The sequence below is a fragment of the Nocardioides sp. YR527 genome, from assembly GCF_900101045.1.
Lineage (GTDB): Bacteria > Actinomycetota > Actinomycetes > Propionibacteriales > Nocardioidaceae > Nocardioides.
Genome location: NZ_FNFN01000003.1, coordinates 647,097 through 671,395, shown reverse-complemented (window position 1 = coordinate 671,395; position 24,299 = coordinate 647,097). Strand labels below are relative to the sequence as shown.

Here is a 24,299-nt window from a genome sequence, read left to right as displayed (position 1 = left end):
CTCAGCAGTCGGGCCAGATCAGGTGGGCTGTCGTCCCGCTGACCGGTACGGTGATCCCATGCCGCATCAGCCTGCCGATCTCGACACCGTGCTCGGCAAGGCGGTGACCATCCTGCGGGCCTTCACTGTCGACGACCAGGTGCTCTCCCTGGCCGAGCTCGTCCGCCGCACCGGGCTCCCCAAGGCGACCGCCCACCGCGTTGCCGGTGACCTGGTCACCAACCGGCTCCTGGAACGCACCAGTCTCGGCTACCGCCTCTCCGGCGGGCTCTTCGAGCTCGGCATGCGCGCCTCGGTGGAACGCTCCCTCCTGGAGCTGGCGATGCCGTTCCTCCAAGACCTCTACGAACGCACTCACGAGACCGTCCACCTGGGCGTACGCGAGGGGCGCGATGTCGTCTACGTCGCCAAGATCGGCGGCCATCGCCAGGCGCCGACCCCCTCTCGCACCGGTGGCCGAATGCCGGTGCACTGCACCGCCATCGGCAAGGTCCTGCTCGCCTACTCCGACGCGGACGTGCGGCAGGAGATCCTCAACGGCCCCCTCGAGCGACGAACTCCGCACACGATCGTCGCGCCAGGGCTGCTCGAGCGGCAGCTCGACGCCGTGCTCGAGAACGGAGTGGCCTTCGAGCACGAAGAGTCCGCGGCGGGCCTGCAGTGCATCGCTGCCCCCGTGCTGACCGACGCCGACCGAGTGCTCGCCGCCATCTCGATCACCGGACCGGTGGGCCGCTTCCGGCCCGAGACCCACACCGATGCCGTGCGGGCCGCGGCTCAGGGCATCTCCAGCCTGGTGGCCAGGCGCCGGTCGCTGAACCGCTGACACGGGCCCCGCGCAGCGCCTCGCCCGCCGTGGCTCAGGCATCAGCCGCAACCCTCTCGGCACGCTCGGCCTCCTCCTCCGCCTCCATGGCGTCGGCGCGGTTGAGACGTCGATAGGTGGCGTGGAGCGCGATCACCGCGATGCCGGAGAGCAGCAGCACGACGCCGTAGAGCCGGTAGAGCTCCGCCGGGCTCATGCCGCGCTCCTGGAGGAAGGTGGCCAGGTTGGGCGCGAAGAAGGCGACGATGCGGCCCACGCCCCTCATCAGGCCGACCGCAGCGGCCCGGATCGCGGTCGGGTAGATCGAAGGGCTGTTCGCGTAGTACGGCGCGACCCCGACCGTCGGGTCATCCAGACCGGACGAGGCTTCGCCGCCGGGACGTCCACCATCCAGGACCTCGCTCCGGAGTGGGACCGCTCGCTGATGAAGGTGTTCGCCTCCGGCGACCTCTCCCCGATCGATGCGATGGACCCGACCCGGATGGCGAAGGAAGCCGGCAACTCGGCCCACGAGGGTGCGCACCTGGGTAGCCGCCTTCGCCGCTCTCTCCGTCGGCAGCGCCTACCAGGTCGACTACGAGCACTACCGACCGATCAAGGAATACATCGCGGGCTTCGGGGTGATGGCGGCCCGGACCGCGAGCTGACTCCTCAGTCGGTGCGCGCCGGCGGCAGGTCGGCCAACCGGGCGTCCGGGTGCGCACGGACCGCGTCGAGGAGCTCCAGCCAGGCTCGACCGACCTCGTCGAGCCGGTCCTCCGAGACGAGCCGGAAGGCGGCGGCGCGCAGCACGTCGACAGCCACCTCGGGCGTACGTCCGGTGGTGCGCAGCTCCGTCAACACCTCGTCGACCAGCCCGGCCGGCGCGGCGGACTCGCCGGCCAGCGCCCACTCGACCTCGCCCGCGGTGGCGACCCCGGACTCGCTCACAGCTTGATCCAGTAGCGGCGGGTCGGCCCGTAGCCGTACGCAGAGCCGTCGATGACGTCCTGGAGTTCGCCACCCTGGGACTCGATGGTCCGCGCGGAGCCCTCGTTGTCGTCGTCGCAGGTGATCATCACTCGTTCCAGGCCGAGCCCGCGGGCCTCCTCGAGCACCAGCCCGAGGGCCCGGGCGGCGTGGCCCCGGCGACGGGCCGAGGCACGCACCGAGTAGCCGATGTGGCCGCCGAGCTGCTCCAGGAACTCGTTGAGCGTGTGTCGGAGCTGGATGAACCCGACCACCTCGGAGCCCTCGATGATCCAGAAGGCCGAGGCGTGAACGCGCCCTGCGGAAGGCGGCACCGACACGTCCCGGTCCCGAGCGGTCTTCGCGACCAGCCGCTCGCATGCCTCCCGGCTCACGTCAGCGGCCTCCTCGTCGGGGATGGAGGCACCGTCGAGATGGGCCCCGCCGAACTCGGCGACACAGGCCGCCCAGGAGTCATAGAGATCGATCGTGGGAACGGCGAGGGCTGTCATGTCGCACAGGACATCAGCCCGCCGCCCGCCGAGCAAAACGTTATCGCCGGCCTCAGCCGTCGATCACCACGGTCCCCTTCGCGCGCGAGACACAGAGGATCATGTGGCCATCGCGCTCGTAGTCGGCCAGGGCGTGGTCGCGGTGCTCCACCTCCCCCTCCAGCACCCGCACTCGGCAGGTGCCACAGAACCCCTGCTGACACGAGTACGCCTGGGCCGGCCGCACCCGGCGGACAGCGGTCAGCGCCGACTCCTCGGCACCCACCTCGACCTCGACGTCGGAGTCCTCGAGCCTCACCCGGAACGGGCTTCCGCCGAGCACCGGCGGCGGCGAGAACCGCTCGTAGTGCAGCGTGTCGATCAGCGGGTCGGGGATCTGCGCGCGGATCGCGTCGATCATCGGCATCGGACCGCAGCAGTAGAGCGCGGCCCCTTCGGGCGCGAACGAGATGATCTTGGCCGCGTCGGGCACACCCATCTCGTCGTCGGGCCAGAGCTGGATCTCATGGTGGCCGACGATCTCCCGGATCTCCGCCAGGAACGGCATCGTCTCGCGCGAGCGACCGGTGTAGACGAACTCGTACGGCACGCCCCGGCGGACCACGTCGCGCAGCATCGGCAGGATCGGGGTGATCCCGATGCCACCGGCGACGAAGAGGTAGCCGGCGGGCGAGTCGACGAACGGAAAGGCGTTGCGCGGTCCCTTCAGGACCAGCCGGTCACCGACGGAGAGGTAGTGCGCCTCGACGGACCCGCCGCCTCCGCCCGCGGTCGGCTCGATCCGGCGCACGCTGATCCGGTAGGCGGAGAGGTCGTCGGGGTCGGAGTTGAGCGAGTACTGCCGCAGCCTGCCGCTCGGCAGAACCACGTCGACGTGCGCGCCCGGGTCCCAGGCCGGCAGCTCGGCTCCGTCCTCACGCTCGAACCAGATCGCCCGGACGTCGAGACCCTCCGCGTCGATCCGGCTGACGCGTACGTGCAGATCCCGGTCGATCCGGCCGAGCGGCTTGCGACGCCGCCAGGAGCGGTAGGCCGCCTTGGTCCAGTAGCCTCCGACGACCGCCTCGAAGCCCCGGTAGAGCCGCGAGTCGGGGATGTCCGGGACCGCGTAGTGCGCGGGCTTGGTCACGCACCCACCTCCGTAGCGCAAGCGCCAGGATACGGACGCGGTCGCGTGATGCCCTGTCGGTTCGCTCGCTGACGCTCGCTCACTGGCCCTCCGCGATCTGCGACTCCGCGATCTGCCTCTCCGCGATGGCGTCGGCCCGCAGCGCCGCCGGCGACTTGGCCAGGTAGCTCACCGCCTGCGCGGTCGAGCCCTCCGCCGACGGGTCGTAGTTGGGCAGGAAGAACTTCCAGGTCGCCCATCCGATGCGTACGACCCCCGGCACCAGCCCGCGACGCTCGGCGTCGATCAGCTTGATCAGGCCCGCCTTGGGTCGCTTCGCCGGGTCCGACTCGGTCGGGTCGTTCTTCATCAGGTAGCCGGCGCCTCGCCACCACAGCACGAGCAGCGCGGTGCCGCCGAGCAGGTAGGAGCGGACCCGGCGGCTGTAGCGCCCGTCGACGTGCTGGAAGACGTCGTAGGCCACGTTGCGGTGCTCGACCTCCTCGGCGCCGTGCCAGCGCAGCAGGTCGAGCATCGTCTCGTCGGCGCCGGCCGCGTCGAGCGCGGGCGAGTTGAGCACCCAGTTGCCGAGCACGGCGGTGAGGTGCTCGAGCCCCGCGATGATCGCGGCCCGCTCGATCAGCCACTCCTCCTTGGCCCGACCGGTCAGGTCACGGTCACCCAGGATCTTGCGGAACAGCGCCTCGATCTCGGCCGCGAACGGACGTACGTCGAGGCCGTTGTCGGTGAAGTAGTCCTGCACCTCCTGGTGGGCGGCGGCGTGCACGCCCTCCTGGCCGATGAAGCCGATCACGTCCTCGCGCAGCTGGTCGTCCTCGATCAGCGGCAGGATCTCGGAGAACACCTTGACGAACCACCGCTCGCCCTCGGGCAGCAGCAGATGCAGCACGTTGACGTAGTGCGAGGCGAAGACCTCCCCCGGGATCCACACCAGCGGCAGCTTGCTCCAGTCGAACTTCACGTTCCGCGGGTGGAGCGCCACCTTGGCCGGCTCATGCCCGCGCTTGGTCTCCTTCACCTGCTTGCTCATCGGGCCACCTCCGTAGCGCCAGCGCCAGAATACGGACGCGGCCCGATGAAAGTTCCGATGATCGCTCGCTGACGCTCGCTCATCGCCCACCTTCCTTCTCGATGAAGGCCCGGATCTCGCCCGCGACCAGCTCCGGATCCGCGGCCACCACCCAGTGACCGCCGTCGATGACCTGGGTGACCAGGGACGTCGCGTACGCCCGGGGCGCCTCGGTCTGCAGCGGCACCGTCACGTAGTCGTCGCCGCGCGGGGCGAGCACCAGGACCGGCACCTGCGTCGACCGCGGCTCCGGACGGAGCAGCTTGCCGAGGAAGTTCGCCCGGTAGAGCTCGACCCCGTTGACCTGGTCCTTCGTCGGCCGTGGCTCGCCGCCGACGAACCGGGCGAGCAGTCCCGAGCGCACCATCGCCTCGGGCAGCAGCGGCAGCTGGAAGGCGAAGACGTACCAGGAGTGGGCCAGCTGCCGCAGCGAGCTGCCCAGGTGGGTCCGCTCGCGCAGCCAGGTGGTCGCCATCCCCAGATCGGGCCCCGAGATCGAGACGTACGTCGCGATCCGGCTGCGCAGCGCCGGGTCGGTCACCGACTCCCAGGTCTGGATCGAGCCCCAGTCGTGCGCCGCGACGTGCACCGGCGCGTCGGGCGAGACGGCATCGATGACCGCCTTGAAGTCCGCGGAGAGCTGCGCCAGCCGGTAGCCGGCGGTCGAGTCGGGAACCCCCGACCCACCCGTGCCGCGTACGTCATAGGCGACGACGTGGAAGCGCTCGGCGAGCACCTTGGCGACCCCGTCCCAGACGGAGTGGTTGTCGGGGTAGCCATGGACGAGCACCACGGTCTCCGCACCGGCAGGACCCTGCTCGTGGACCGCGAGCTCCAGCCCGTCGGTGGTCTCGACAAGCCGTGTGGTCACCTGGTTCACGCTTCCTCCTCCGATCGCGGGCATCTCACCAGCACTTACATGAGACACCGTGTCCGCGAACAATAGCAAGCACCGATCCCGGATCCCGGAAATGGAGCGACCCGCCGCAGACAAGATCTGCGGCGGGTCGGTCGGGAAGCAGCGACTAGGAGGCGCTGTGGGAGTCGGCCAGGCGCGACTCCTCGGCAGCCTGGTCCTCGAGCTCCTTGCGGCGGCGCTCGACCTGCAGAGCGACCTCGGTCGGGTCGTCGATCAGGGCAGCCATACCTCCCGGGACGCGTTCGAGCGCCTCACGGGCGAAGATCTGCTGCATGGTGGTGGTCCGCTCGGAGCGGTCCTTGCCGATGAAGGACATCATCCAGTGCAGGGTCGCGGTGAGCCGGTTGCGGAATCCGGTCATGTAGGCCAGGTGCACCACCAGCCAGCCGAACCAGGCGAGGATGCCGGTGAGCCTGAAGTTGCCCATCATCAGCACCGCGTTGAAGCGCGAGATGGTGGCCATCGAGCCCTTGTCGAAGTACTTGAAGTTGCCGGGCTCCGGCTTGTTCTTCAGGCGGGCCTTGATGGTCTTGGCAGAGTGCTTGCCACCCTGGATCGCGACCTGGGCGACACCGGGCAGGTGGTCCAGGTTGATCATGTCGCCGACCACGAAGATCTCAGGGTGGCCCGGCAGGGTCAGGTCGGGGTTGACCGAGATCCGGCCGGCACGGTCGAGCTCGGCACCGGTCTGCTCCGAGAGCGTCTTGCCCAGGGAGGAGGCCTGCACACCGGCAGCCCAGATCTTCGCGATCGAGCCGATCCGCTGGGTCTTGCCGTCCTTGAACTTCATCTCGATGCCGAACTCGTCGACATGGGTGACCATCGCGCCGAGGACGACCTCGACACCGGCCGCCTCCAGCGCCTTCTCCGCCTTGGCACCGAGCTTCTCGCCGAACGGCGGCAGCACCTGCGGCGCTGCGTCGACCAGGACCACTCGGGCCTTCTCGGACTGGATGTGGGTGAAGTCCTTCTTCAGCACCCGGCGGGACAGCTCGGCGATCTGGCCGGCCATCTCCACACCGGTCGGGCCGGCACCGACGACGACGAAGGTGAGCAGGTCACCGATCGGCTCGCCGCGCGAGGCGGTCAGCTCGGCGATCTCGAAGGCACCGAAGATGCGGCCACGCAGCTCGAGCGCGTCGTCGATCGACTTCATGCCCGGCGCGAACTCGGCGAACTGGTCGTTGCCGAAGTAGGACTGGCCGGCGCCGGCGGCGACGATCAGCGAGTCGTACGGAACCTCGATCTGCTGGTTGAGCATGCTCGCCTTGACCGTCTTGGCCTCGGCGTCGATCTCGTTGACCTCGCCGAGCAGGACGGTGGCGTTCTTCTGCCGGTGCAGGATGTCGCGGGTCGGCGGGGCGATCTCGCCCTGCGAGAGGATCCCGGTCGCCACCTGGTAGAGCAGCGGCTGGAACAGGTGATGCGAAGTCTTCGCGATCACGGTCACCTCGACGTCGTCGCGGCCCTTGAACGCCTTCGCGGAGAAGAGTCCCCCGAAGCCGGACCCGATGATGACGACCCGGTGCTTTGCCTGGTCCGCTGACATTGCCTAATCCCCTACCTCGACACGAGACGTTTTGAACGTTCCACTCACTATTCTGAACCATTCCGGCGGATCTGTTCATTCCAGGGCGCGACTACTTCGTCACACTCGCCGGACAGACCTCGTGCATGCGTCCCACCGCGTGTCGTTACCGAGTCGAAACCCCTTGACTTTAATCTGTGAGGGCGACCGGGACCTTGTGCCCTAGTCGTCCATGGCCCGGATCAGACACCTTCAAGTGCGGAAAATTCTTGCAACGAACAGCACACAGCAAAACGTGTGTATCCCGACCCGCGAGATCGGAGGAGGAGAACATGCCGTTGAGCCGGCCAGCTCTCCTGCTCCGCACCGGTTCCCGCGCCGTCCAGGACGCCCGTGTCTGGGTCCGGTCGGCCTGCGAGGAGATCGAGCGCACCGACCTCGTGGACTGCGCTGAGTTCGGCGTCTCCGAGCTGGTCTCCAACGCGCTGTTCCACGGCACCGCCCCGGTCACGATCCGGATGCGCGGCACCGTCGACCACCCCCGTGTCGAGATCCGGGACGCCTCGACCGAGCCGCCCCTGCTGCCGGTCCCGCTCGCCCTCGACGACGAGGACGAGGTCCTGCTGACCGTCGGTCGCGGCCTCTCGATCGTGGCCAGCGTCTCGGAGGCCTGGGGCGCCGACATCGACGCGTCCGGCAAGACCGTCTGGTTCACCCCCGCGGCCGAGATCGACGAGGGCGACGGCGTCGAGGGCGTGATCACCGGGCCTCCCGGCGCGCCACCGAAGCCCGAGCGCCTCGGCTCCGAGGCGGTCGAGGTCAGCATCCTCGGCGTACCCCTCGCGCTCTACAAGGGCTTCCAGTATCACTTCCGGGAGCTGCGGCGCGAAGTACGCCTCCTCTCGCTCGCCCATGCCAACGACTACCCGCTCGCCGCCAGCCTCTCGGCGCTGTTCGGCTCGCTGGAGCGCCAGCTCCTCGACGGCCTCGGCCACGGCCAGCTCTCCGGGGTCCGTGACCGGGAGACGGCGGACCTGCACGTACGCATGCCGCGGTCCGCGGCCGAGACGATGCGCCGCTTCCTCGACATGCTCGACCTCATCGACGAGTTCTGCCGCCAGGAGCGACTGCTGGTCCTGGCCCGCTCGCCCGAGCAGGTCACCTTCCAGCGCTGGTTCCTCGGCGAATACCTCACCCAGGCCGCCGGCGGCCGCCCCACCAGGTGGAGCGCGGCCCACATGACCGGCCACGCGCACTAGAACCCGTACGCTGTCCGCGTGCTGCGTGAGCATGGCGACCTGCTCGCCCCCATCGCCGCCGGCGGAGCGCTCGGCTCGCTGGCTCGCTGGGGCCTCACCACCGTCCTCCCACACGGTGGCCACTCCTGGCCGTGGGCGACCTTCCTGACCAACGTCTCCGGCTGCCTCCTGCTGGGCGCGCTGATGGCCTTCGTCCTGGGCCCGTGGTCCACCGTCCCGTTCTGGGGCCGCTACCTGCGCCCGTTCCTCGGGGTCGGCGTGCTCGGCGGCTACACCACGTTCTCGACCTACGAGCTCGAGACGTACGTCCTGGGCGGGCACGCGCCCGCACTCGCGATGTTCTACCTGCTCGCCTCGGTGATCGCCGGGATCGGCGCCGCCTGGCTCGGGCTGACGCTCGGCCGGGTGGTCGTGCTCGACAGCGGCCGCGAGGTCGTGGTCGACGGCATCGACCCCGACCTCGATCCCGACCCCTCCCCCAGTCAAACACGAGAGGAGGACCGGTGACCGCGCTCCTGGTCCTGCTCGGCGGCGCGATCGGCGCTCCGGCGCGCTACCTGACCGACCTCTACGTCCGGGAGCGGACCGGCGCGGACTTCCCGTGGGGGACGATGGTGGTCAACGCCGTCGGCTCGCTGGTGCTCGGCCTGCTCGCCGGGGCGGCCGCGAGCGGCGTACTCCCCGGGTGGGTGCTCACCCTGGTCGGCACCGGCTTCTGCGGGGCCCTGACGACGTTCTCGACGTTCTCCTACGAGACCGTCCGCCTGGCCGAGAACGGGCAGTGGCGATCGGCCGCGCTGAACGTCCTCGGCTCCCTCGCCGTCGGGACCGCCGCGGTCAGCCTCGGCTGGCTGATCGGATCGACCCTCTAGGCCCAGCCGAGCTGGTGGAGCTTCTCGTCGTCGATGCCGAAGTGGTGGGCGATCTCGTGGACGACGGTGATGCGGATCTCGGCGGCCAGGTCGACCTCGTCCTCGCACATCCGCTGAAGAGGCTGGCGGAAGATGAAGATCCGGTCCGGCAGCGTGAGGCCGTAGAGGTCGTTGCGGTCGGTCAGCGCGACGCCGTCGTAGAGACCGAGGGTGTCTTGGGGCTCGCCCTCGGGCGGCCACTCCTCGACGAGCACGACGAGGTTGTGCACCTGGGCGGCCAGCTCGTCCGGGATGGCGTCGAGTGCCTGGTCCACGAGTTCGTTGAAGCGCTCTGGGCTTGTCTCAGTCCCCACAGAGGACATTCTGCCGGGTGACAGTTACCGCTATGCAACTGCTTCGGAAGTATTTTTCCGAAGGTTTGCGCGAGCCTGGCGCTCCAGGTCCCGCTGGCGGAGCTCTCCGTTGCGCGGGCGGCCGCGGGTGCGCTTGCGCGCGACGACGATTCCCTCGTAGAAGACCTCACCACCCCACACGCCGTGCGGCTCCTGCCGGGCGATCGCGCCCTGCAGGCAGGAACGCTGCAGCGGACACGTACGACACAGCTCCTTGGCGCGGTCCGCGTCGGCGCTGGTCGCGGCGAACCACAGATCTCCGTCCTCGATGGCGCACGGCAGCTCGCTCCAGTGCACGCCGGTCGTCTCTCTTGCCGTCGCCACAGGCGAACCAGTCATCACAGCCCCATCCCCTCGCTGATCCCCGTCGTCAGGGATACCCACCGAAGAGGGTGGTCGGATGGCCTGTCAGTTTTCTGTCAATAGGCAGGTGCTTGAATCGGTCACGCAGAGTTGAGGTGTCATCTACATCAGGGGATTCCACAACATCGCGACCCTGCTGGTACAAACTGTCCACACTAGAGGGAGTAAGGGCTAGGGTTTGCGAACATGCGCTCAATGAGAAGGGCCTCGGCGTCCATCACCGTAGGCCACCGACCCGTGGAGGATTTCCACCGACGGATGGCGCATGATCCCAACAGTCGAGCCATCGCCTCGGAGACCCGCGACTGGCTCCTGGTGAAGTCCCTGTTGCAGCCCGGTGAGGTCCAGTGGGCCCGGGTCGCGGTCAAGTTTCCCCACGAGGGGAATGCCTCGGGTCACGCCTTTTTGACCGACCGCCGGGTGATGTTCGAGTTCCACGAGCGCGTCTTCTCCGTCAACCTGGCCGTACTCACCTTCATCGGCGTTCCTCCGCCGCCCAGCCTGGGCGACTTCATCATCGAGGCGCTGGTCCCGGGATCGTCCTACTCCACGACGATGAAGATCCGGGACAAGGACGCCTTCCACGACTTCTTCCCGACTCTCGACTACGCCGCGCGCGCCGCCGGCGCGCAGGTGAACGTCGACACCAGCTGGGGTGGCGAGTACGGCGGCACTCCCTACGGCCAGACCGCTCCGCCGAACTACGGTGTCGCTCCGGCCCCGGGGTCCTACCCGAACCCGGGCTCCTACCCGGGCCCGAACACGGGCTCCTACTACCCCAACCAGGGCGCGTACGGCACCAACACCGGCTCCTACGGCCAGGCCCCGAACACGGGCACTCAGCGTGCCGTCGGCAGTGGCCCGTACGCCGGTCAGCAGGCGGCCCAGCAGCGTGCCCGTGAGGAGGCCGCGATGGTCGAGGCCAACCTCGCCCGCGCGCTCCCCGCCTTCCTGCGCGAGGGCGAGTCGATCCTCGCCGGCGCCGACATGATCCAGAACATGACCGACGTCGAGATGAAGGTGATGGCCACCGAGTCACGCCTGATCGTCGTCGAGGGCAACATCCTGTGGGCCTCCCCGCTGGAGCAGACCCACGTCATCTACGCCGGTGGCGAGCGCAGCCACCTGCGACTGCTGGCCGAGCGGGTCACCGAGACCATGGCCCTGACCCCGGGACCGCCGACGGCCAACCCGTCCGACGGACGCCGCCTCGTGCTTCGTACGCTGCGCGACGCCGCTGCCGGCGAGCAGCTGCACAACCACCTGACCACCAACGGTGGCCAGGTCTTCGACGCCTGGCCCGAGTAGTCGGACGCTGCGTACGGATCTGCTTCTACATACGACGAGAGCCCCAGCCGATCGGCTGGGGCTCTCGTGTTTGCTGTGGCTCAGTCCTGCGGGTTGAAGAACAGGCCGAGGGCGACCGCCCAGACGAGGTGCCACAGGTAGACACCCAGGACGGTGCCCCACCCGAGGTTGATCGAGAAGAAGCCCGGGTCGATGCCGATGACGTCCTCCGGGTGCAGGGCCGGGATCCACCAACCGCAGGAAGCGGTGGCGAGGAACATACCCATGCCGAGCGAGCGCGCGAGGTTGCTCGAGGTGGTGTGGGTCTTGCCGAGCCACGGGAAGATCACCAGAGCGTAGGCGAGCGCGAAGACCATGCCGTTGAAGTAGTGGAAGCCCATACCGGCGAACCACTGCGAGACGGCGAAGCCGGCCTCGTTGGCGGTGGCGTTCGGGGTCAGGATGACGCCGTTGAAGAACGCGAAGTCCAGCGGGCCGTCCATGATGCCCAGGCCGTAGATCCAGTAGCCGAACATCGTGGCGAGCTGGGTCGCACCGAAACCGGCGACGAGCGCACCGATGAGGCGGTTGTTGTTGACGAACTGCGGCCAGTGCGTTCCGGTCGTCTGCGCCATCACGGCCGGCTGCTGGATCGCCGGCTCCTGGTACTGAGGCTGGGCCTGGGACTGCTGCGGACGCTGGTCCCAACCAAGGGCGGGGGGCTGCTGCTGCGCGGGCGCGGCTGGGGTGCGGTAGGCACCGTTCGTCTGCATCCGTGACGCAAGCTCGTCCGCACTCGCCGCATGGGGCGGCCGATGCGGGTAGTACGACGACATGGTGGTGTTGCCTCCTGAGTACCGAACGTCTGAGTCGTTCCCCCGTGCCCTGCCGAACTGCGACGTCGACACAAGCGGCAGAATCCTCTCACGAGAGAACAGCAGCCCGCACGTTACCGCCAAATCGGCTTATATCCCACACGGTCGAACGGCCCGAACCGGGGGTGAGATCGAGGGATCTCCGGCCCGAGACTCCTGCCGAAGCAGGACGACCACCCTCCCACGCTCGAAGCCCCCCGCGCTCGCCACAGCCCGGCGTGTCCCGCCCTCCCAGAACCACACCCGACCCACGAGTCACACCAACGGAAACAAGACCCTCCAGCCACAGCAAACAGGGGCAAACGGCGAGCCGATCGAGCGCGCCAAGAACCGTGTTGGTCTCGACACGCCTCCGCCTAGCGGCTCCGGCGGCTCGACCAGCGGCCGAACGAGCTCGCCGATCACGACCCCCAACGAGAAACATTCACCCCGAGCAACTAAGGGGGTGCAGGGGATATCCCCCGCCGCGCGCGGAGCGCGCCATATAAATCGAGAAACGACGTGGGCTGCTTTGCAGCCACACGTCGTCTTCGTTTCGAGCGACCCTGACGAGACTTGAACTCGCGACCTCCGCCGTGACAGGGCGGCGCGCTAACCAACTGCGCTACAGGGCCTTGTTGTTTCCGCTGTCTGCGGCAACGGGAAAAACATAGCCCATGGGTGCGGGGGATTCACAATCGGGGAGGCGTCCTACTCCTCGAAGGGCTCCTCGCCCTTGGGTTCCTCGTCGGTGAGGCCCTCCACGAGCCGGTTCTTGACCATGTAGGCCATGGCGCGTTCGGCGGCACGAGCCTTGCGCCGGAGGGCCTCGACACCGGGGGCCTTGTCGTCGCTGTAGGCCGCGAGCCGGGCGACCTCGCGCCCGGTCTGACGCTGGATCTCGGACATCGCGAGCCAGACCCCGAGGTCCTGCTCGAGACCTTCGCGGGAGCGCAGGATCGCGGCGGTGAGGAGCTGGATGACGGTGACCTCGACGTCCTCGGCGGTGGACGAGCTGGAGACGAGGGTGGCGGCGATCGTGCCGGCGCCGGTGGTGGTGATCGCGCCGGCGGTGACGAGTCCGCCGACCATCCCGCCGGGGCCGAAGGCGGAGAGCGCACCGATGATCGCCGCTCCCCCGGCGAGCCCGGCGGGGGTGGCGAGGGCGAGCCCGATCGGTCCGGCGACCAGCACGGCGGCGCCGATCCCGATGCCGACCCACAGCTTCCACTGGTCGACCGGGTAGACGGCCTTCGAGGCGGACTGCATCGCGATGTGGAGGTTCTCGCCGAGCCCTCCCCCGAGCCCCATCCAGACCGTCAGGTCGTGGAAGGCCTGGCGGCGTACGTCATCGGGGACGTCGATCTCGTAGGGCCGCACCGGGTTGGCGGTCGCCAGCGCCACCAGGGCGAGGACGGCTTCCTCCTTGGAGAGCTGGGTCAGCGGCTTGGGCCGCGGTAGGTCCCGGTCGCCGAGGCCCTCGGAGAAGTGCACCGTCGGTGAGACGCGCAGGTCGAGGAGCTGTTGGGGGATGCGAACGTCATCGGCCTGGTAGTTCTCGATCAGCCGTTCCAGGACCTCGTGCTGGACGACGCGCAGGGCGGCGCCGAAGCGTTCCTGGGTGGCGCCCTTGAGGTGGTCGCGGAGGAACTGGGCGTAGGCGAGCCACAGCGCCAGGCGCACCTCGAGGGAGTTCAGGGCGACGTCGGGGGTGCCCTCGACGACCGCGACCTCCTTGGTGAGCGAGCCGAACAGGCCGCGGCCGATCGCATTGGCGACCGGCTTGGAGCGGAGGTAGGTCGTGGTGCGGTGGTCGAGGCCGAGCCCGACCTGGAGGTCGAGGGCCCAGGGGAAGTGGCGCCAGATGCCGCGCAGGCCGGTCACCGCGTCCCCGTTGCTCCAGACGTTGACCCACCAGCCGACGTGGTCGACGGGCGCCTTCATCTCCAGCCGGTCGGAGTCCTCGTGGAGGTTCGGGTGGGCGGCCGGGCTGCCTATCGTCACCAGTCCGGTGACCGTCAGCTTCGGCGGGAGCCGGCGGAGCAGGTCGATCGCGATGATCGAACCGAGGCTGTGGCCGACGATGACGATCTCGCCCTCCTCGGGCAGCTCGTCGAGCACGATGCGCAGCGTCCGTGCCCGGATGCCGGGCTTGGTCACGTAGTTGTGGGCCTGGCGGAGCACGCGCAGCACGATCGGTGCCAGCGAGTCGGTGACACCGACGGGCGAGGCGGGCACGGGTTCGCCGAGGATCGTCTCGAGCTCCGCGGTCGCGCGCTCGACCCGGCGGCGTACGTACCGCTGGTCGGCGGCGCTCAGCCTCGGCGCGGTGACCGGCGGGATCTTGATGGTCTTGTCGCCGTCGTCGGTGCGCAGCACGTCGGGGTACTTCGGGGCGATCACCTCGACCTCGTCGAGCCCCGGGTAGCCGGCGTCCTGCAGCGAGCTGTCCAGCGCGCGGCGCCAGGCGTCGCGGGGGTCGCCGTTGCCGACGCCGTGAAGGTAGAGAAGCGAGACCACCCTTCGATTCTCTCCTATGCCGAGCGCTGCTCCGCCTATTTGGGACGGGGTCAGTCGGCGTCCAGGCCCTGCTCGATGGCGTAGCGGGTGAGCTCGACGCGGTTGTGCATCTGGAGCTTGCGCAGGGTGTTCTGTACGTGGTTCTGGACCGTGCGGTGGGAGAGCACGAGGCGGTCGGCGATCTGGCGGTAGCTCAGACCCTTGGCGACGAGCTTGAGGATCTCGGTCTCGCGGTCGGTGAGCGTGGGCTTGTCGCCCCGCACCTCGGTGGCGGCGCTGTGCTGGAACTCGCCCAGGACGAGGCCGGCGAGGCCGGGGGTGAAGACCGGGTCCCCGGCGGCGACGCGGCGTACGGCCTCCAGGAGCTCGTCGCGCGAGGCGGACTTGACCAGGTAGCCGGTCGCGCCGGCCTTGACCGCCGCGAGCACGTCGTTCTGCTCGCCGGAGGCGGAGAGGATGAGGACCTTCGCCGCCGGGTGCAGCGAGATGATCTCGGTGGTGACCTGGACGCCGTCGGGCTCGGGGATCTGCAGGTCGAGCACCACCACCTCCGGCCGGGTTGCGGCGAACCGGGTGATCGCCTCGCGGCCGGTGCTGGCTGTGGCCACGACCTCGAAGCCCGCACCGGTCAGGTCGCGCTCGACCGCGTCGCGCCACATCGGGTGGTCATCGACAACCATCACTCTGCTCATGCGTGCACTCCTGTTCGGGGGACCGTGAGCTCCCACTCGGTCCCGGTTGCTCCGGTGATCAGTTCTGCCTTGCCGCCGAGGTCCTCGATCCGGCCACGGATCGACTCGCTGATGCCGAGCCTGCCCTGCTCCCCGGCCTCGATGACCCGGCCCTCCGCGATGCCTGGCCCGTCGTCACGCACCGAGACCTCGACATGGTCGGGAAAGGCCTGCAGGAGCACCCAGGCACGGGCGTCCTCACCGACGTGACGGCGTACGTTGTCCAGGGCCGCACGAGTCGCGGCGACGATCTCCTCGGCCTGGCGGGCGGGCATCTCGACGGCGGTCGCGGGTCCGGACACGGTCACGGTGCCGGTCTCGAGCTCGGCGAGAGCCACGGCGAGATCTCTCATCCCGGCGGCCGGGCCCTGGCCGGGCTGCTCGCCACGGATCAGCGCTCGCAGCTCTCGCTCCTGCTCCCCCGCCAGCCTGCCGAGCTCGGCGGCGTCACCACCCAGCTCACCGCCGCGGCGCTGGACCAGGGCGAGGACCTGGAGCACCCCGTCGTGGACCGCCCGGGCGAGCCGGGCCCGCTCCTCGGCCCGCGCGGCCGCACGCTGGGCCTCGTCCCGCTCCAGCGCCATCCGCTGCACCGACTCGCACATGTAGCCGACCACCGGGCCCCCGATGAGCAGCAGGAACGCGTTTCCGTAGATCGCCTGGTCGATCTCCTGACGCTGCGCCAGATCGACGGCCGCCAGGGCCACCCCGGCCAGCAGCCCGCCGATCCAGCGGTAGTGGATCGCGCACGCGAGCAGCGCGCCGCTCACCCAGAACCCCGGCACGCTCGCCTGGAACCCCGGCCCCTTCACCAGCGGGGTCACGAGCAGGAGCCCGAGCGCGACCGCCAGGTCGGCACCGACGAGCACCGCCGTGCGGCGGGCAGGTGCTGCGTACGCCCAGAGCGCGAAGACGGTCCACCCCACCATGACGAGCGCGCAGACCAGCGCGGCCGCGGGCGGGTCGAAGTTCGCGGCGCGGTAGATCGTCAGCCCGAGCGCGTTGATCAGCACGACCACACGCAACACCGCCAGCGCTCGGAAGAGCCGGCTCTCGACCTCGATCGCCGCTGGCGACGTCCACGCACTCACAGTCGGAAGTGTCGCATCCGCGCGACCCCGTACGTCCTGGATATGAGTATCCGTGCGGATGCCGGCCGGGTGCTCGCGCGGCGAGACTCGGGTCATGGAAAGACTGTGTACCCCCTACCGGATTCGAACCGGCGCTACCGCCGTGAAAGGGCGGGGTCCTGGGCCGCTAGACGAAGGGGGCCTGCCGGGACATCCTAGAGGTCTGCGTCCGAGGCCGCCAAAGCGAGGCCGTACGTCCGGTATCGGGTCCCGATTCGGAACGTCGCGGGCGCTTCCGGTAATGTTTCATCTCGCTTGGGCAGGTAGCTCAGTTGGTACGAGCGATCGCCTGAAAAGTGATAGGTCGGCGGTTCGACCCCGCCCCTGCCCACAAGCAACAACCGGCTTCGACCTGCAGTTATGGGTCGAAGCCGGTTGTCATTCTGGATCAAGTCTCAGCGCACACCCTGCGTTTCCCGCACGCGCATCGGCGGAACTACGCAAGGATGGTTGGCTGTGAAGTACGCCGATCCTGGTCGCTGCCCCGACTGCCGGGAGGCCTTCGAGCCCGGTACCAGCCCCTGCCCGCACTGTGGGCTGCCACTGGAGAACGCTGTCGCGCAGGAGCTCTACGGCACCCTGCTGCGGGCCGACGTACTCATGACCCGGTTGCGCTCGATCCGGGAGGAGGCGAGCCGAGCCGCGCGACGGACCCCGCCGCCCGCTCCTTTGCCGGTCTCCGCGCCTCCCGCGGCGCCGCCGCTGATCCTGCCCGAGCCCGAGGCCGCACCCCTCCCGCCCCCGCCCCCGGCCCCCGCCCCAGCAGCGACCGCCATGGCCGGACCGGCGCCGTTCCCGGGTGCTCCGGTCGCCCGGCGGGCGCCGATCACGGTGCCGCTGATCCTGGTCGGCGTCGGCGTGCTCTTCCTGCTGGTCGCCGGCGTCATCTTCCTCGCGGTCGCCTGGGCCACGATGGGCGTCGGCGGCCGTACCACGATGCTGGTCGTCTTCACCGCGCTCTTCACGATCGGCGGCGCGTTGCTGATGCATCTCGAGCTACGGGCCGGCACCGAAGGAGTCTGGACACTCGCGCTGGGTCTGCTCGCCCTGGACGTGGCCGGGATGAAGTACGCCGGTTGGCTCGACGGAGTCGCCTGGGACCGTGGCTTCCTGGTCATCGTCGGTGTGGTCGTCTTCCTGGCCGGCACCGCGATGTCCCTGATCGGCGCGCGCAGCGAGAAGCTCACCGCGGTGATCGGGCCACAGGTGGCGGCCGCCGCCGGCGTACTCACCGCCCTGATCGGTCTCGAGCTCATCTCCGACCTCATCTGGTTCCCGCTGGTCGCAGCGGTCATCGCCCTCGTCGTGGTGATCGTGGCGAGCAAGACCGACCTGCAGGCGCTGACAATCGGCGCGATGGTCGTGATGGCCGGCTTCTGGTTGATGCTGCTCGTCCGCGGCCTGGCAGATCCCGCGCTGACCGGTTCCGAGCTGCTGCGCGGTGGCACCCTGCCGCTGCTGCTCGGCGCCGCCGCGCTGCTGACGGTCGTGGCGCTGCTGTTCCCGCTGCCCAAGGACGCCAAGGTCGCGATGGTCGGGGTGTCTCTCCTGATCGCCGCCTACACCTTCACCCAGCCCGCTCTCGACGACGGCGCGGTCACCCTGACGGTCGTGGCCGTGGTGGTCACCCTGGTCGCCGCCGGCGCGCTCGTCGCGCTCCCCCGGCCCTGGCGCTGGGCCGCCGCCGCGTTGACGCCGTACGCCGTGGGCCTGGGCATCACCGTCCTCATCCTGGCGGTCTCGGCCGCCGTCCGGCTCGCGGCCGTGCCCTGGACCGAGTCGGCGTTCTCCCCGGTCACCGGTCCGGAGCCGTTGCTGCCCGGCTGGCTGACCCTGCCCGCGGAGGCCGCGATCTTCGCTCTCGGCACCGCCTGGTTCTTCCGGATCAACCCGCCCGCGTTCCGCACCTACCGGCCGACCATCGGCTGGATCCTCTTCTCCGGCGGCCTCGCCGGGCTCGCGATCACGGCCGCCTGCTACGGCGCCCCGCTGCTGTTCCCGGCGCTGCTGCTGCTCGGTGTCGCCGTCGCGCTGGCCTGGTGGGCGGAGCGGTGGCCGCGGCTCCTGGCCGCCGGCATCTTCGGGCTGGTCGCGCTCGCCGCGGCCCTGCCCAGCGACCTGCTCACCGTGGTCGTCGCACTCGCACTGGCGGCGGTGGCCGCGTACGCGGGTCAGGGTCTGCTCGGCGCCGATCGTGAGGTCACCGCCAGCTACTCGGTGGTGACGCTCACCCTCGGCCTGTGGTCGCTCGCCCCGCTGATCGACGTCGAGCGACAGTGGGCCGCCTGCGTGATCGTCACGGTCCTCGGCCTGATCACGCTCTTCCGCTTCCGGGGGTCGGGCTGGTGGGCGGCCGTGGCCTGCGCCGCGATCTCGATCGGGATCGGCGCGGTCGACGTCACCTGGGCGGCGGTCCTGCTGACCATCGCCACCATCCTCGCCGCGGCCATCGGCCTGCACCACCGCCAGCCTCCCGCGCTGGCCGTGGCCGGCACCGTCGGCCTCGGCGCGGCCACGGCCGCGGTCCTCTCCGGCGACGTGCTCGCACTGTCCGTGACCCTCATCCTCACCGCCCTCGGCCTCATCGTCGACCGCGTCCAGTCCGGCACGACCCGGGAGGTCGCGACCGCCTACTGGATCCTCGCCCTGACCGCTGCCGTGTGGCAGGCGGCCCGGTTGGCCGACATCGAGCATCCCTACACCGCGGTGGTGGTCGTCATGGCGATGGGCGTCATCGTGCTCGTACGCCGCAGCCCCGCCATCGAGGCGGCGGCCGCCACCGGCGCCGCGGTGTCGATCGTGCTGGGTTCCTTCGGCGAGGCCTGGGCGCTCGACACCGACTGGCTGGCGATCCTGCTGCTGATCGCCGGGGTCATGTGCATCGCGACGATCCTGCGTCACGATCCGCAGCAGTCCGGGCCACGGCTCACGGTCGCCGGTCTGCTCGGCCTCGGATCGCTCGGCGCCGCCTTCACCAACGAGCTCCTGGCGCTGGTGGTGGCCGGAGTGCTCACCGTCGCGGCGGTCGCCGTGGACCGGCTCAGCCAGGAGCTGCAGACCAAGGCCGTCACTGCTCCCTACTGGATCGTCACGCTGACCGCGTTCTGCTGGATGTTCGCCGGCGTCAACGACATCCCCGAGCCGTACGCCGCTGCCGGGATCATCGTCATCCTGACCGCCGTCACCATCTTCCGGCTGCTGCCCTCGGCCGAGATCACCGCCGCGGTCGCCGCGGTCGTCTCGATCGTCGTCGGCACGGTCAGCCTCGGTCCCACGATCGTCCTGACCCCGGACGGGCCGACCGCGGTCGGTTCTCGCGGAGTCGATCTCCCCTGGCTCAGCATCCTGCTGATCCTCGCCGCCGCCGCCGTCTCCGCGCACGCGATCGCCCATCACGAGCGTCGCTGGCTGGGGTGGGTCGGCGCCGGCCTGGCCACCATCGCGCTGTGGATCCGACTGGCCGACACCTCGGTCACGACCTGGGAGTACTACACGCTGCCACCCGCGATCGCGCTGGTCGTCTTCGGCGTGGTCAAGCTCCGACTCGACCGGGAGGTCGCCTCGCTGCCGGTGCTCGGGCCGGGCGTCTTCCTCGCGCTCATCCCGTCCGTCCCGGCGGCCCTCCAGGACCCGGTCTCGATGCGGACCGCCGTGCTCGGCCTCGCCTGCCTGGCCTTCATCATCGGCGGCGCCCTGCTGCGCTGGGCGGCACCCCTGGTCGGTGGCGCCCTGGTCGCCTCCGTCCTGGCCCTGGCCCAGATGCCGTCGGCGGAGTCGCTGCAGCAGTGGTGGGTGCTCGGTGCGGCCGGGCTCCTGCTGCTCTTCCTCGGCATCACCTGGGAGGCGCGGCTCCACGACCTGCGGCGGGCCACCGCCTATGTCCGGGGGCTGCGTTAGGTCGGTGCCCACGCGCCCGGAAGACTGGAGCCGATGTTCCCCGAATTCAAGGTCGTACGTCGCCAGCGCCCCGTCACGATCACGATCGAGTCCAGCACCTTCTCCCGGCCCGCGGCCAACGCCGCGATCGAGGCGGCCTGTGACGGCCCGGTCTCGCTCAGCTTCACCTCGGGCGGGGACGTGCTCACCGGGAGCTACGACGGGCGGCGAGTGTCGCTGACGGTGACGACCGGGTCGCGGCGTACGTCTCACGCGAGCCGGCGCCACGGCCGGGTCGGTCGCGGGGTCGCCCGGTTCGCGCTGACGCTGACCGGGACGATGCTGACCGCGATGACCTACCAGGACGGCGTCTGGGCGGCCCGAGCACGGGTCGACCTCACCGAGGTCGGGATCGAGCCGCGCGAGGAGTCGTGGCTCGCCGGCCTGACCGCAGGCCACGAGGGCTCGGCCGAGGAGGTACGCAGCGGCGCCTTCGGGCAGCTCGGCCTGCGCGACATCCGGGTGGTGACGTACGCCGACGGCTCGCCGTTCCGCGAGGACGACGGCACCCTGCTGCTCACCGCCACCAGCGCCGGGCCGGGCTTCTTCCCCACCGCGCACACCTCGGTGTGGGCACTGGACCCGGTGACGTACGACCTCGTCCACCGCGGGGCGCTCTACTTCCGCCGGGACGACCTGGTCTACGGCGACCACGCGACCCACCTCGTGCGCGACGGCGACGAGTGGCTGGTCGCGACGAGCACCTGGGGAGGTTTCAAGGCCCCGGACAAGACCGACCCCAGCAAGCCCTGGAGCGCGGTCGGGGTCACGATCGCACGCTCGCGCGCGGACCTGACCCGAGGCGAGCACGTCCTCGACTCGACCCCGCTCGCCCTGCCGACCGAGAGCGCCGAGCGCGCCGAGAGCCGGCACAGCAGGTCGGTCGGGGTCTGGGACCCCCACCTCCTACACCGCGACGGCGAGTGGCTGGTCGGCTATGTCAGCACGAAGAAGTACTTCGACTTCCATCCCGTGATCGCCGGCGGGCCGAGCCTGGACGCGCTCAGCCTGCGGGCAGCGCGAACCGACCGGACGGCCACCGAGGGAACCACGCTCGTCCCGCTGGACGGCACAGTCGTCGTCGGAGCCAGCGACGGGCGCGACAACCCGCGTCACGTCCGTGCTCGCTACCCGATCTTCGACCTGGACCTCAACGAGGTCGCAGAACTCCGCTCGGCGTACGTCTCGAACCTTCCGTGGCCCACTCTGATCCCGGTGGGAGACGAGTGGTTGCACGTCGCCTTCGACGGCACGCCCTACGGCGGCCGGCTACCTGGCTACGGCACTCACGGGGAGGTTGTCCTGAGCCGATCGACCCGGGGCCGATCGGTCTGAGGGGATGTCGACCAAGGCGTTGCCACCGTTGGTCGACAAACCCTAGTCGCGCGAGGATCCCGCGTCGTAGTCCGACCAGTCGTCGTAGTCGTCCGGCTTCTGATCGGACTTCTGATCCGTCGTCTGACCGGTGTCTTCATCACCATGAAGTTCGCGCGCAAGGGCCCCGAAGTCCGTCTCATAGGTCCGGTACTTCAGGTCGCGTGCGACCTTCGTCTGCTTGGCTTTCGCTCGGCCGCGCCCCATAGGGTCCAGCCCCCTCGTCGCACTTGGCCGGGATAGTCCCGGGCTGTTCACAGGTTTCTCGTAGGGATAACGCTACCGGTTCATGCCAAGAATCCGCACGCCGGGGTGTCGAAAATCCGTTCGCTAGCAGCGAATGTTACTGACGTCACACGAATCTGAGCCTGATGAGTCGTCATTCGCCGTTCACCCGGACGACAGATTGAGGGGTCGGACGGTTGTCTCGCCGCGCATAGCCTCCCTTCCGATTCTTGGGAGACCTGACACAACGCGTCTTGAACGGAAATGCAGTGACCGAACTGAGCGACATCCAGACCGACACCGCCTGTCCCTCGTGCAGCGACGAGGCTGCGCCCGCCGTCACCGATGGCCGGCGCTCCATGCTGTCCCTGCTTCCTATGGCTGGACACACCCGCGGCAAGCGCAGCGCGGTGACCTGCGCCCTCAAGTGCGACAGCGCTTGCGCCAAGCCCGCGCCCAACACCTCCGAGAACGAGTACTTCCGCGACATCGCGGGTTCGGTGTTCAGCCGCCGCAAGATGCTCGGGTTCGCCGGTATCAGCGCGGGGGCGATCGCCCTGGGCGCCACCTCCCCGACCGCCGCGGCCGCGGTGACGGGTCCGGTCGCCTCGGGCGGCCTCCAGGCCGGCCGAGGCAGCGGCCGCCCCGGCAACCTGCCCTTCGCCCCGATCTCGCCGGTGAACGCGGAGGTCGACGAGCTCGTCGTCCCGCGCGGCTACACCTGGGAGCCGATCCTGCGGTGGGGCGACCCGATCCTGGCCGGTGGTGAGCCCTTCGACGCCTCCGCGCAGACCGCCGCGAAGCAGGAGCTCGCCTTCGGCTACAACTCCGACTACCTCGACATCATCGTCACCAACAGCGCCGGCACCAAGGCGCTGCTCTGCAACAACCACGAGTACGTCAACGCCGGCATCATGTTCCCGCCGAGCCTCGACCCGACCGAGGCCGTGAAGATCGCCATGGCCGCTCACGGCTTCTCCATCGTGGAGCTGGAGCGCTCCCGCAAGGGCAAGAAGTGGACGTACGTCCAGGGCGCCCCCAAGAACCGCCGGATCACCGCCACCACGACCTTCAAGGCGACCGGCCCGGCGGCCGGCTCCGACCTGCTCAAGACGGTCGACGACCCGACCGGCACGACGATCTCCGGCATGGTCGGCAACTGCTCCGGCGGCACCACCCCGTGGGGCACGATCCTCACCGGCGAGGAGAACTTCAACGGCTACTTCCTGACCGCCGGGACCAGCGCGAGCGACAAGCGCTACGGCCTCGCGAGCGGGACGAAGACGACGTACGGCTTCGAGACCGTCGAGGCCCGCTGGGACGCTCGCAAGCCGGGCTACGAGAACGAGCCCAACCGGTTCGGCTACATCGTGGAGATCGACCCCACCGACCCGACCTCGACGCCGCGCAAGCACACCAACCTCGGTCGCTTCAAGCACGAGGGCGCCAACGTCACGATCTCCAAGTCCGGCCACGCGGTGGCCTACATGGGCGACGACGAGCGGTTCGACTACCTCTACAAGTTCGTCTCCAAGGGTACGTACAACCCGCGCGACCGCGCCGCGAACCTCGACCTGCTCACCGAGGGCGACCTCTACGTCGCGCGCCTCTTCGGCGACTCGGCCCCGGCCGAGATCGACGGCTCGGGCACGCTGCCGGCCGACGGCAAGTTCGACGGCTACGGCCAGTGGGTGCCGCTGGTCCTGAACGGCGCGAGCCGGGTGCCGGGCATGACGGTGGCCGACGTGCTCGTCTACACCCGCCTGGCCGCCGACCAGGTCAACGCGACCAAGATGGACCGTTGCGAGGACGTGGAGCCGTCACCGAAGACCGGCAAGGTGTACGTCGCGTGCACCAACAACACCGACCGCGGCAAGGTGGGCAAGGAGTCGGCCACCGAGCCCAACCCGCGCAACACCAACCGTGACGGCCACATCGTCGAGATCACCGAGGCCCGCAACGACGCGGCCGCGGGCACCTTCACGTGGTCGCTGCTCCTCGTCGCCGGCGACCCGGCGACCAACGAGTCGACCTACTTCGCCGGCTACCCGGTCGACAAGGTCTCGCCGATCTCCTGCCCCGACAACGTCGCCTTCGACTCCGAGGGCAACCTGTGGATCTCCACGGACGGCGCACCGAGCACGATCCAGAAGTGCGACGGGCTGTTCAAGGTCCCACTGGAGGGACGCGAGCGCGGCCACGTACAGCAGTTCCTGTCGGTCCCGCGCGAGAGCGAGACCTGCGGCCCGGTCATCCACGACAAGGACGGCTCGGTCTTCGTCGCCGTCCAGCACCCGGGCGAGGACGGCTCCTGGGCCGACCAGCACTCCTTCTTCCCCGACTACGTGAAGGGTGAGGCCGCCAAGGGCGAGTTCGCGGGTCCGCGGCCGTCGGTGGTGCAGGTCTTCAAGAAGTGACGTGAGAG

General features: G+C 69.6%; 23 protein-coding genes and 3 tRNA genes. 10 read left to right on the top strand and 16 right to left on the bottom strand.

Translation table 11 applies throughout. From position 1 onward, the window contains the following. Nucleotides 1-58 precede the first annotated feature (58 nt). A complete protein-coding gene (locus BLT25_RS11740; protein ID WP_091045783.1) occupies nt 59-826 on the top strand; it encodes an IclR family transcriptional regulator in 768 nt (255 codons plus the stop codon). A gap of 34 nt (nt 827-860) precedes the next feature. Here the strand turns inward: BLT25_RS11740 and BLT25_RS29855 are convergent, their stop codons facing one another. Continuing rightward, nucleotides 861-1,091, bottom strand: coding sequence for a hypothetical protein (locus tag BLT25_RS29855; RefSeq protein ID WP_176883816.1), 231 nt, complete (start codon nt 1,089-1,091; stop codon nt 861-863). A 250-nt stretch (nt 1,092-1,341) separates the two neighbouring features. On the opposite strand from BLT25_RS29855, the gene BLT25_RS30415 reads away from it, so the two are divergent. Continuing rightward, nucleotides 1,342-1,473, top strand: coding sequence for a hypothetical protein (locus BLT25_RS30415; protein WP_256328555.1), 132 nt, complete (start codon nt 1,342-1,344; stop codon nt 1,471-1,473). A 4-nt stretch (nt 1,474-1,477) separates the two neighbouring features. On the opposite strand, the gene BLT25_RS11730 is transcribed toward BLT25_RS30415, so the two are convergent. The 6 genes from BLT25_RS11730 to BLT25_RS11705 all read right to left on the bottom strand — a co-directional run bounded on the left by BLT25_RS11730 (nt 1,478) and on the right by BLT25_RS11705 (nt 6,952). Next, complete coding sequence (locus BLT25_RS11730) at nt 1,478-1,756, bottom strand: hypothetical protein (protein ID WP_091045782.1); 279 nt, start codon at nt 1,754-1,756, stop codon at nt 1,478-1,480. After that, on the bottom strand, nt 1,753-2,286 hold the full coding sequence (locus tag BLT25_RS11725) for a GNAT family N-acetyltransferase (RefSeq protein WP_091045779.1): 534 nt from the start codon (nt 2,284-2,286) through the stop codon (nt 1,753-1,755). The genes BLT25_RS11730 and BLT25_RS11725 overlap by 4 nt, the downstream gene beginning before the upstream one ends. Nucleotides 2,287-2,338: 52 nt before the next feature. Next, nucleotides 2,339-3,415, bottom strand: a complete 1,077-nt coding sequence (locus BLT25_RS11720) for a PDR/VanB family oxidoreductase (RefSeq protein WP_091045777.1) — start codon at nt 3,413-3,415, stop codon at nt 2,339-2,341. Between the two features lie 79 nt (nt 3,416-3,494). Then, the gene (locus BLT25_RS11715) at nt 3,495-4,445 is read right to left on the bottom strand and encodes a metal-dependent hydrolase (protein WP_091045775.1); all 951 of its coding nucleotides are present in this window, start codon (nt 4,443-4,445) and stop codon (nt 3,495-3,497) included. A gap of 79 nt (nt 4,446-4,524) precedes the next feature. Next, on the bottom strand, nt 4,525-5,364 hold the full coding sequence (locus BLT25_RS11710; RefSeq protein ID WP_091045773.1) for an alpha/beta fold hydrolase: 840 nt from the start codon (nt 5,362-5,364) through the stop codon (nt 4,525-4,527). Between the two features lie 145 nt (nt 5,365-5,509). Next, entirely contained in the window at nt 5,510-6,952 is a 1,443-nt protein-coding gene (locus BLT25_RS11705; protein ID WP_091045771.1) for an NAD(P)/FAD-dependent oxidoreductase, read from the bottom strand. Between the two features lie 311 nt (nt 6,953-7,263). Between BLT25_RS11705 and BLT25_RS11700 the strand changes: the two genes are divergently transcribed. Genes BLT25_RS11700 through crcB form a run of 3 tightly spaced genes read left to right on the top strand, consistent with a single transcriptional unit; the run spans nt 7,264 to nt 9,062 of the window. After that, nucleotides 7,264-8,190, top strand: a complete 927-nt coding sequence (locus BLT25_RS11700) for an ATP-binding protein (RefSeq protein WP_091045770.1) — start codon at nt 7,264-7,266, stop codon at nt 8,188-8,190. Between the two features lie 18 nt (nt 8,191-8,208). Further along, nucleotides 8,209-8,697, top strand: coding sequence for a fluoride efflux transporter FluC (locus BLT25_RS11695; protein ID WP_091045768.1), 489 nt, complete (start codon nt 8,209-8,211; stop codon nt 8,695-8,697). After that, nucleotides 8,694-9,062 (top strand): fluoride efflux transporter CrcB, encoded by a 369-nt coding sequence (crcB, locus tag BLT25_RS11690; protein ID WP_091045766.1) that lies wholly within the window; start codon nt 8,694-8,696, stop codon nt 9,060-9,062. The genes BLT25_RS11695 and crcB overlap by 4 nt, the downstream gene beginning before the upstream one ends. On the opposite strand, the gene BLT25_RS11685 is transcribed toward crcB, so the two are convergent. Continuing rightward, nucleotides 9,059-9,424, bottom strand: coding sequence for a metallopeptidase family protein (locus BLT25_RS11685; RefSeq protein WP_371113333.1), 366 nt, complete (start codon nt 9,422-9,424; stop codon nt 9,059-9,061). The genes crcB and BLT25_RS11685 overlap by 4 nt on opposite strands. Before the next feature lie 21 nt (nt 9,425-9,445). Further along, nucleotides 9,446-9,793, bottom strand: coding sequence for a WhiB family transcriptional regulator (locus BLT25_RS11680; RefSeq protein ID WP_091046290.1), 348 nt, complete (start codon nt 9,791-9,793; stop codon nt 9,446-9,448). 282 nt (nt 9,794-10,075) lie between these two features. On the opposite strand from BLT25_RS11680, the gene BLT25_RS11675 reads away from it, so the two are divergent. After that, entirely contained in the window at nt 10,076-11,125 is a 1,050-nt protein-coding gene (locus tag BLT25_RS11675; protein ID WP_091045762.1) for a hypothetical protein, read from the top strand. 80 nt (nt 11,126-11,205) lie between these two features. Here the strand turns inward: BLT25_RS11675 and BLT25_RS11670 are convergent, their stop codons facing one another. The 6 genes from BLT25_RS11670 to BLT25_RS11645 all read right to left on the bottom strand — a co-directional run bounded on the left by BLT25_RS11670 (nt 11,206) and on the right by BLT25_RS11645 (nt 16,481). Beyond that, nucleotides 11,206-11,940, bottom strand: a complete 735-nt coding sequence (locus tag BLT25_RS11670) for a hypothetical protein (RefSeq protein ID WP_143033723.1) — start codon at nt 11,938-11,940, stop codon at nt 11,206-11,208. Nucleotides 11,941-12,519: 579 nt separating this feature from the next. Next, nucleotides 12,520-12,593: transfer RNA gene (locus BLT25_RS11665), tRNA-Asp, on the bottom strand. A 76-nt stretch (nt 12,594-12,669) separates the two neighbouring features. Further along, on the bottom strand, nt 12,670-14,478 hold the full coding sequence (locus tag BLT25_RS11660) for a hypothetical protein (protein ID WP_091045757.1): 1,809 nt from the start codon (nt 14,476-14,478) through the stop codon (nt 12,670-12,672). Between the two features lie 50 nt (nt 14,479-14,528). Next, nucleotides 14,529-15,170, bottom strand: a complete 642-nt coding sequence (locus BLT25_RS11655; protein ID WP_091045754.1) for a response regulator — start codon at nt 15,168-15,170, stop codon at nt 14,529-14,531. Continuing rightward, nucleotides 15,167-16,300: a MacS family sensor histidine kinase gene (macS, locus tag BLT25_RS11650; RefSeq protein ID WP_256328554.1), complete on the bottom strand. Its 1,134-nt coding sequence runs from the start codon at nt 16,298-16,300 to the stop codon at nt 15,167-15,169. The genes BLT25_RS11655 and macS overlap by 4 nt, the downstream gene beginning before the upstream one ends. A 108-nt stretch (nt 16,301-16,408) precedes the next feature. Then, a tRNA-Glu gene (locus BLT25_RS11645) sits at nt 16,409-16,481 on the bottom strand. A gap of 115 nt (nt 16,482-16,596) precedes the next feature. Between BLT25_RS11645 and BLT25_RS11640 the strand changes: the two genes are divergently transcribed. The 3 genes from BLT25_RS11640 (at nt 16,597) to BLT25_RS11630 (ending at nt 21,610) form a co-directional block, all read left to right on the top strand. Beyond that, nucleotides 16,597-16,670 (top strand) — tRNA-Phe (locus BLT25_RS11640). 125 nt (nt 16,671-16,795) lie between these two features. After that, nucleotides 16,796-20,236 carry an SCO7613 C-terminal domain-containing membrane protein gene (locus tag BLT25_RS11635; protein ID WP_091045752.1) on the top strand — a complete coding sequence of 1,147 codons (3,441 nt, stop codon included), beginning with the start codon at nt 16,796-16,798 and terminating at the stop codon, nt 20,234-20,236. 33 nt (nt 20,237-20,269) lie between these two features. Then, nucleotides 20,270-21,610 (top strand): hypothetical protein, encoded by a 1,341-nt coding sequence (locus tag BLT25_RS11630; RefSeq protein WP_091045750.1) that lies wholly within the window; start codon nt 20,270-20,272, stop codon nt 21,608-21,610. A gap of 42 nt (nt 21,611-21,652) precedes the next feature. On the opposite strand, the gene BLT25_RS11625 is transcribed toward BLT25_RS11630, so the two are convergent. Next, complete coding sequence (locus BLT25_RS11625) at nt 21,653-21,856, bottom strand: DUF3073 family protein (RefSeq protein ID WP_091045747.1); 204 nt, start codon at nt 21,854-21,856, stop codon at nt 21,653-21,655. Nucleotides 21,857-22,143: 287 nt separating this feature from the next. On the opposite strand from BLT25_RS11625, the gene BLT25_RS11620 reads away from it, so the two are divergent. Then, entirely contained in the window at nt 22,144-24,291 is a 2,148-nt protein-coding gene (locus BLT25_RS11620; protein WP_218131311.1) for a PhoX family protein, read from the top strand. Nucleotides 24,292-24,299: the final 8 nt, after the last annotated feature.

Coding starts and splice junctions, on each gene's coding strand:
- BLT25_RS11740 (WP_091045783.1), top strand. CDS start 59: ATGCCGCATCAGCCTGCCGATCTCGACACCGTGCTCGGCAAGGCGGTG.
- BLT25_RS29855 (WP_176883816.1), bottom strand. CDS start 1,091: ATGAGGGGCGTGGGCCGCATCGTCGCCTTCTTCGCGCCCAACCTGGCC.
- BLT25_RS11725 (WP_091045779.1), bottom strand. CDS start 2,286: ATGACAGCCCTCGCCGTTCCCACGATCGATCTCTATGACTCCTGGGCG.
- BLT25_RS11715 (WP_091045775.1), bottom strand. CDS start 4,445: ATGAGCAAGCAGGTGAAGGAGACCAAGCGCGGGCATGAGCCGGCCAAG.
- BLT25_RS11705 (WP_091045771.1), bottom strand. CDS start 6,952: ATGTCAGCGGACCAGGCAAAGCACCGGGTCGTCATCATCGGGTCCGGC.
- BLT25_RS11700 (WP_091045770.1), top strand. CDS start 7,264: ATGCCGTTGAGCCGGCCAGCTCTCCTGCTCCGCACCGGTTCCCGCGCC.
- BLT25_RS11685 (WP_371113333.1), bottom strand. CDS start 9,424: ATGTCCTCTGTGGGGACTGAGACAAGCCCAGAGCGCTTCAACGAACTC.
- BLT25_RS11680 (WP_091046290.1), bottom strand. CDS start 9,793: ATGACTGGTTCGCCTGTGGCGACGGCAAGAGAGACGACCGGCGTGCAC.
- BLT25_RS11675 (WP_091045762.1), top strand. CDS start 10,076: ATGGCGCATGATCCCAACAGTCGAGCCATCGCCTCGGAGACCCGCGAC.
- BLT25_RS11670 (WP_143033723.1), bottom strand. CDS start 11,940: ATGTCGTCGTACTACCCGCATCGGCCGCCCCATGCGGCGAGTGCGGAC.
- BLT25_RS11655 (WP_091045754.1), bottom strand. CDS start 15,170: ATGAGCAGAGTGATGGTTGTCGATGACCACCCGATGTGGCGCGACGCG.
- BLT25_RS11630 (WP_091045750.1), top strand. CDS start 20,270: ATGTTCCCCGAATTCAAGGTCGTACGTCGCCAGCGCCCCGTCACGATC.
- BLT25_RS11625 (WP_091045747.1), bottom strand. CDS start 21,856: ATGGGGCGCGGCCGAGCGAAAGCCAAGCAGACGAAGGTCGCACGCGAC.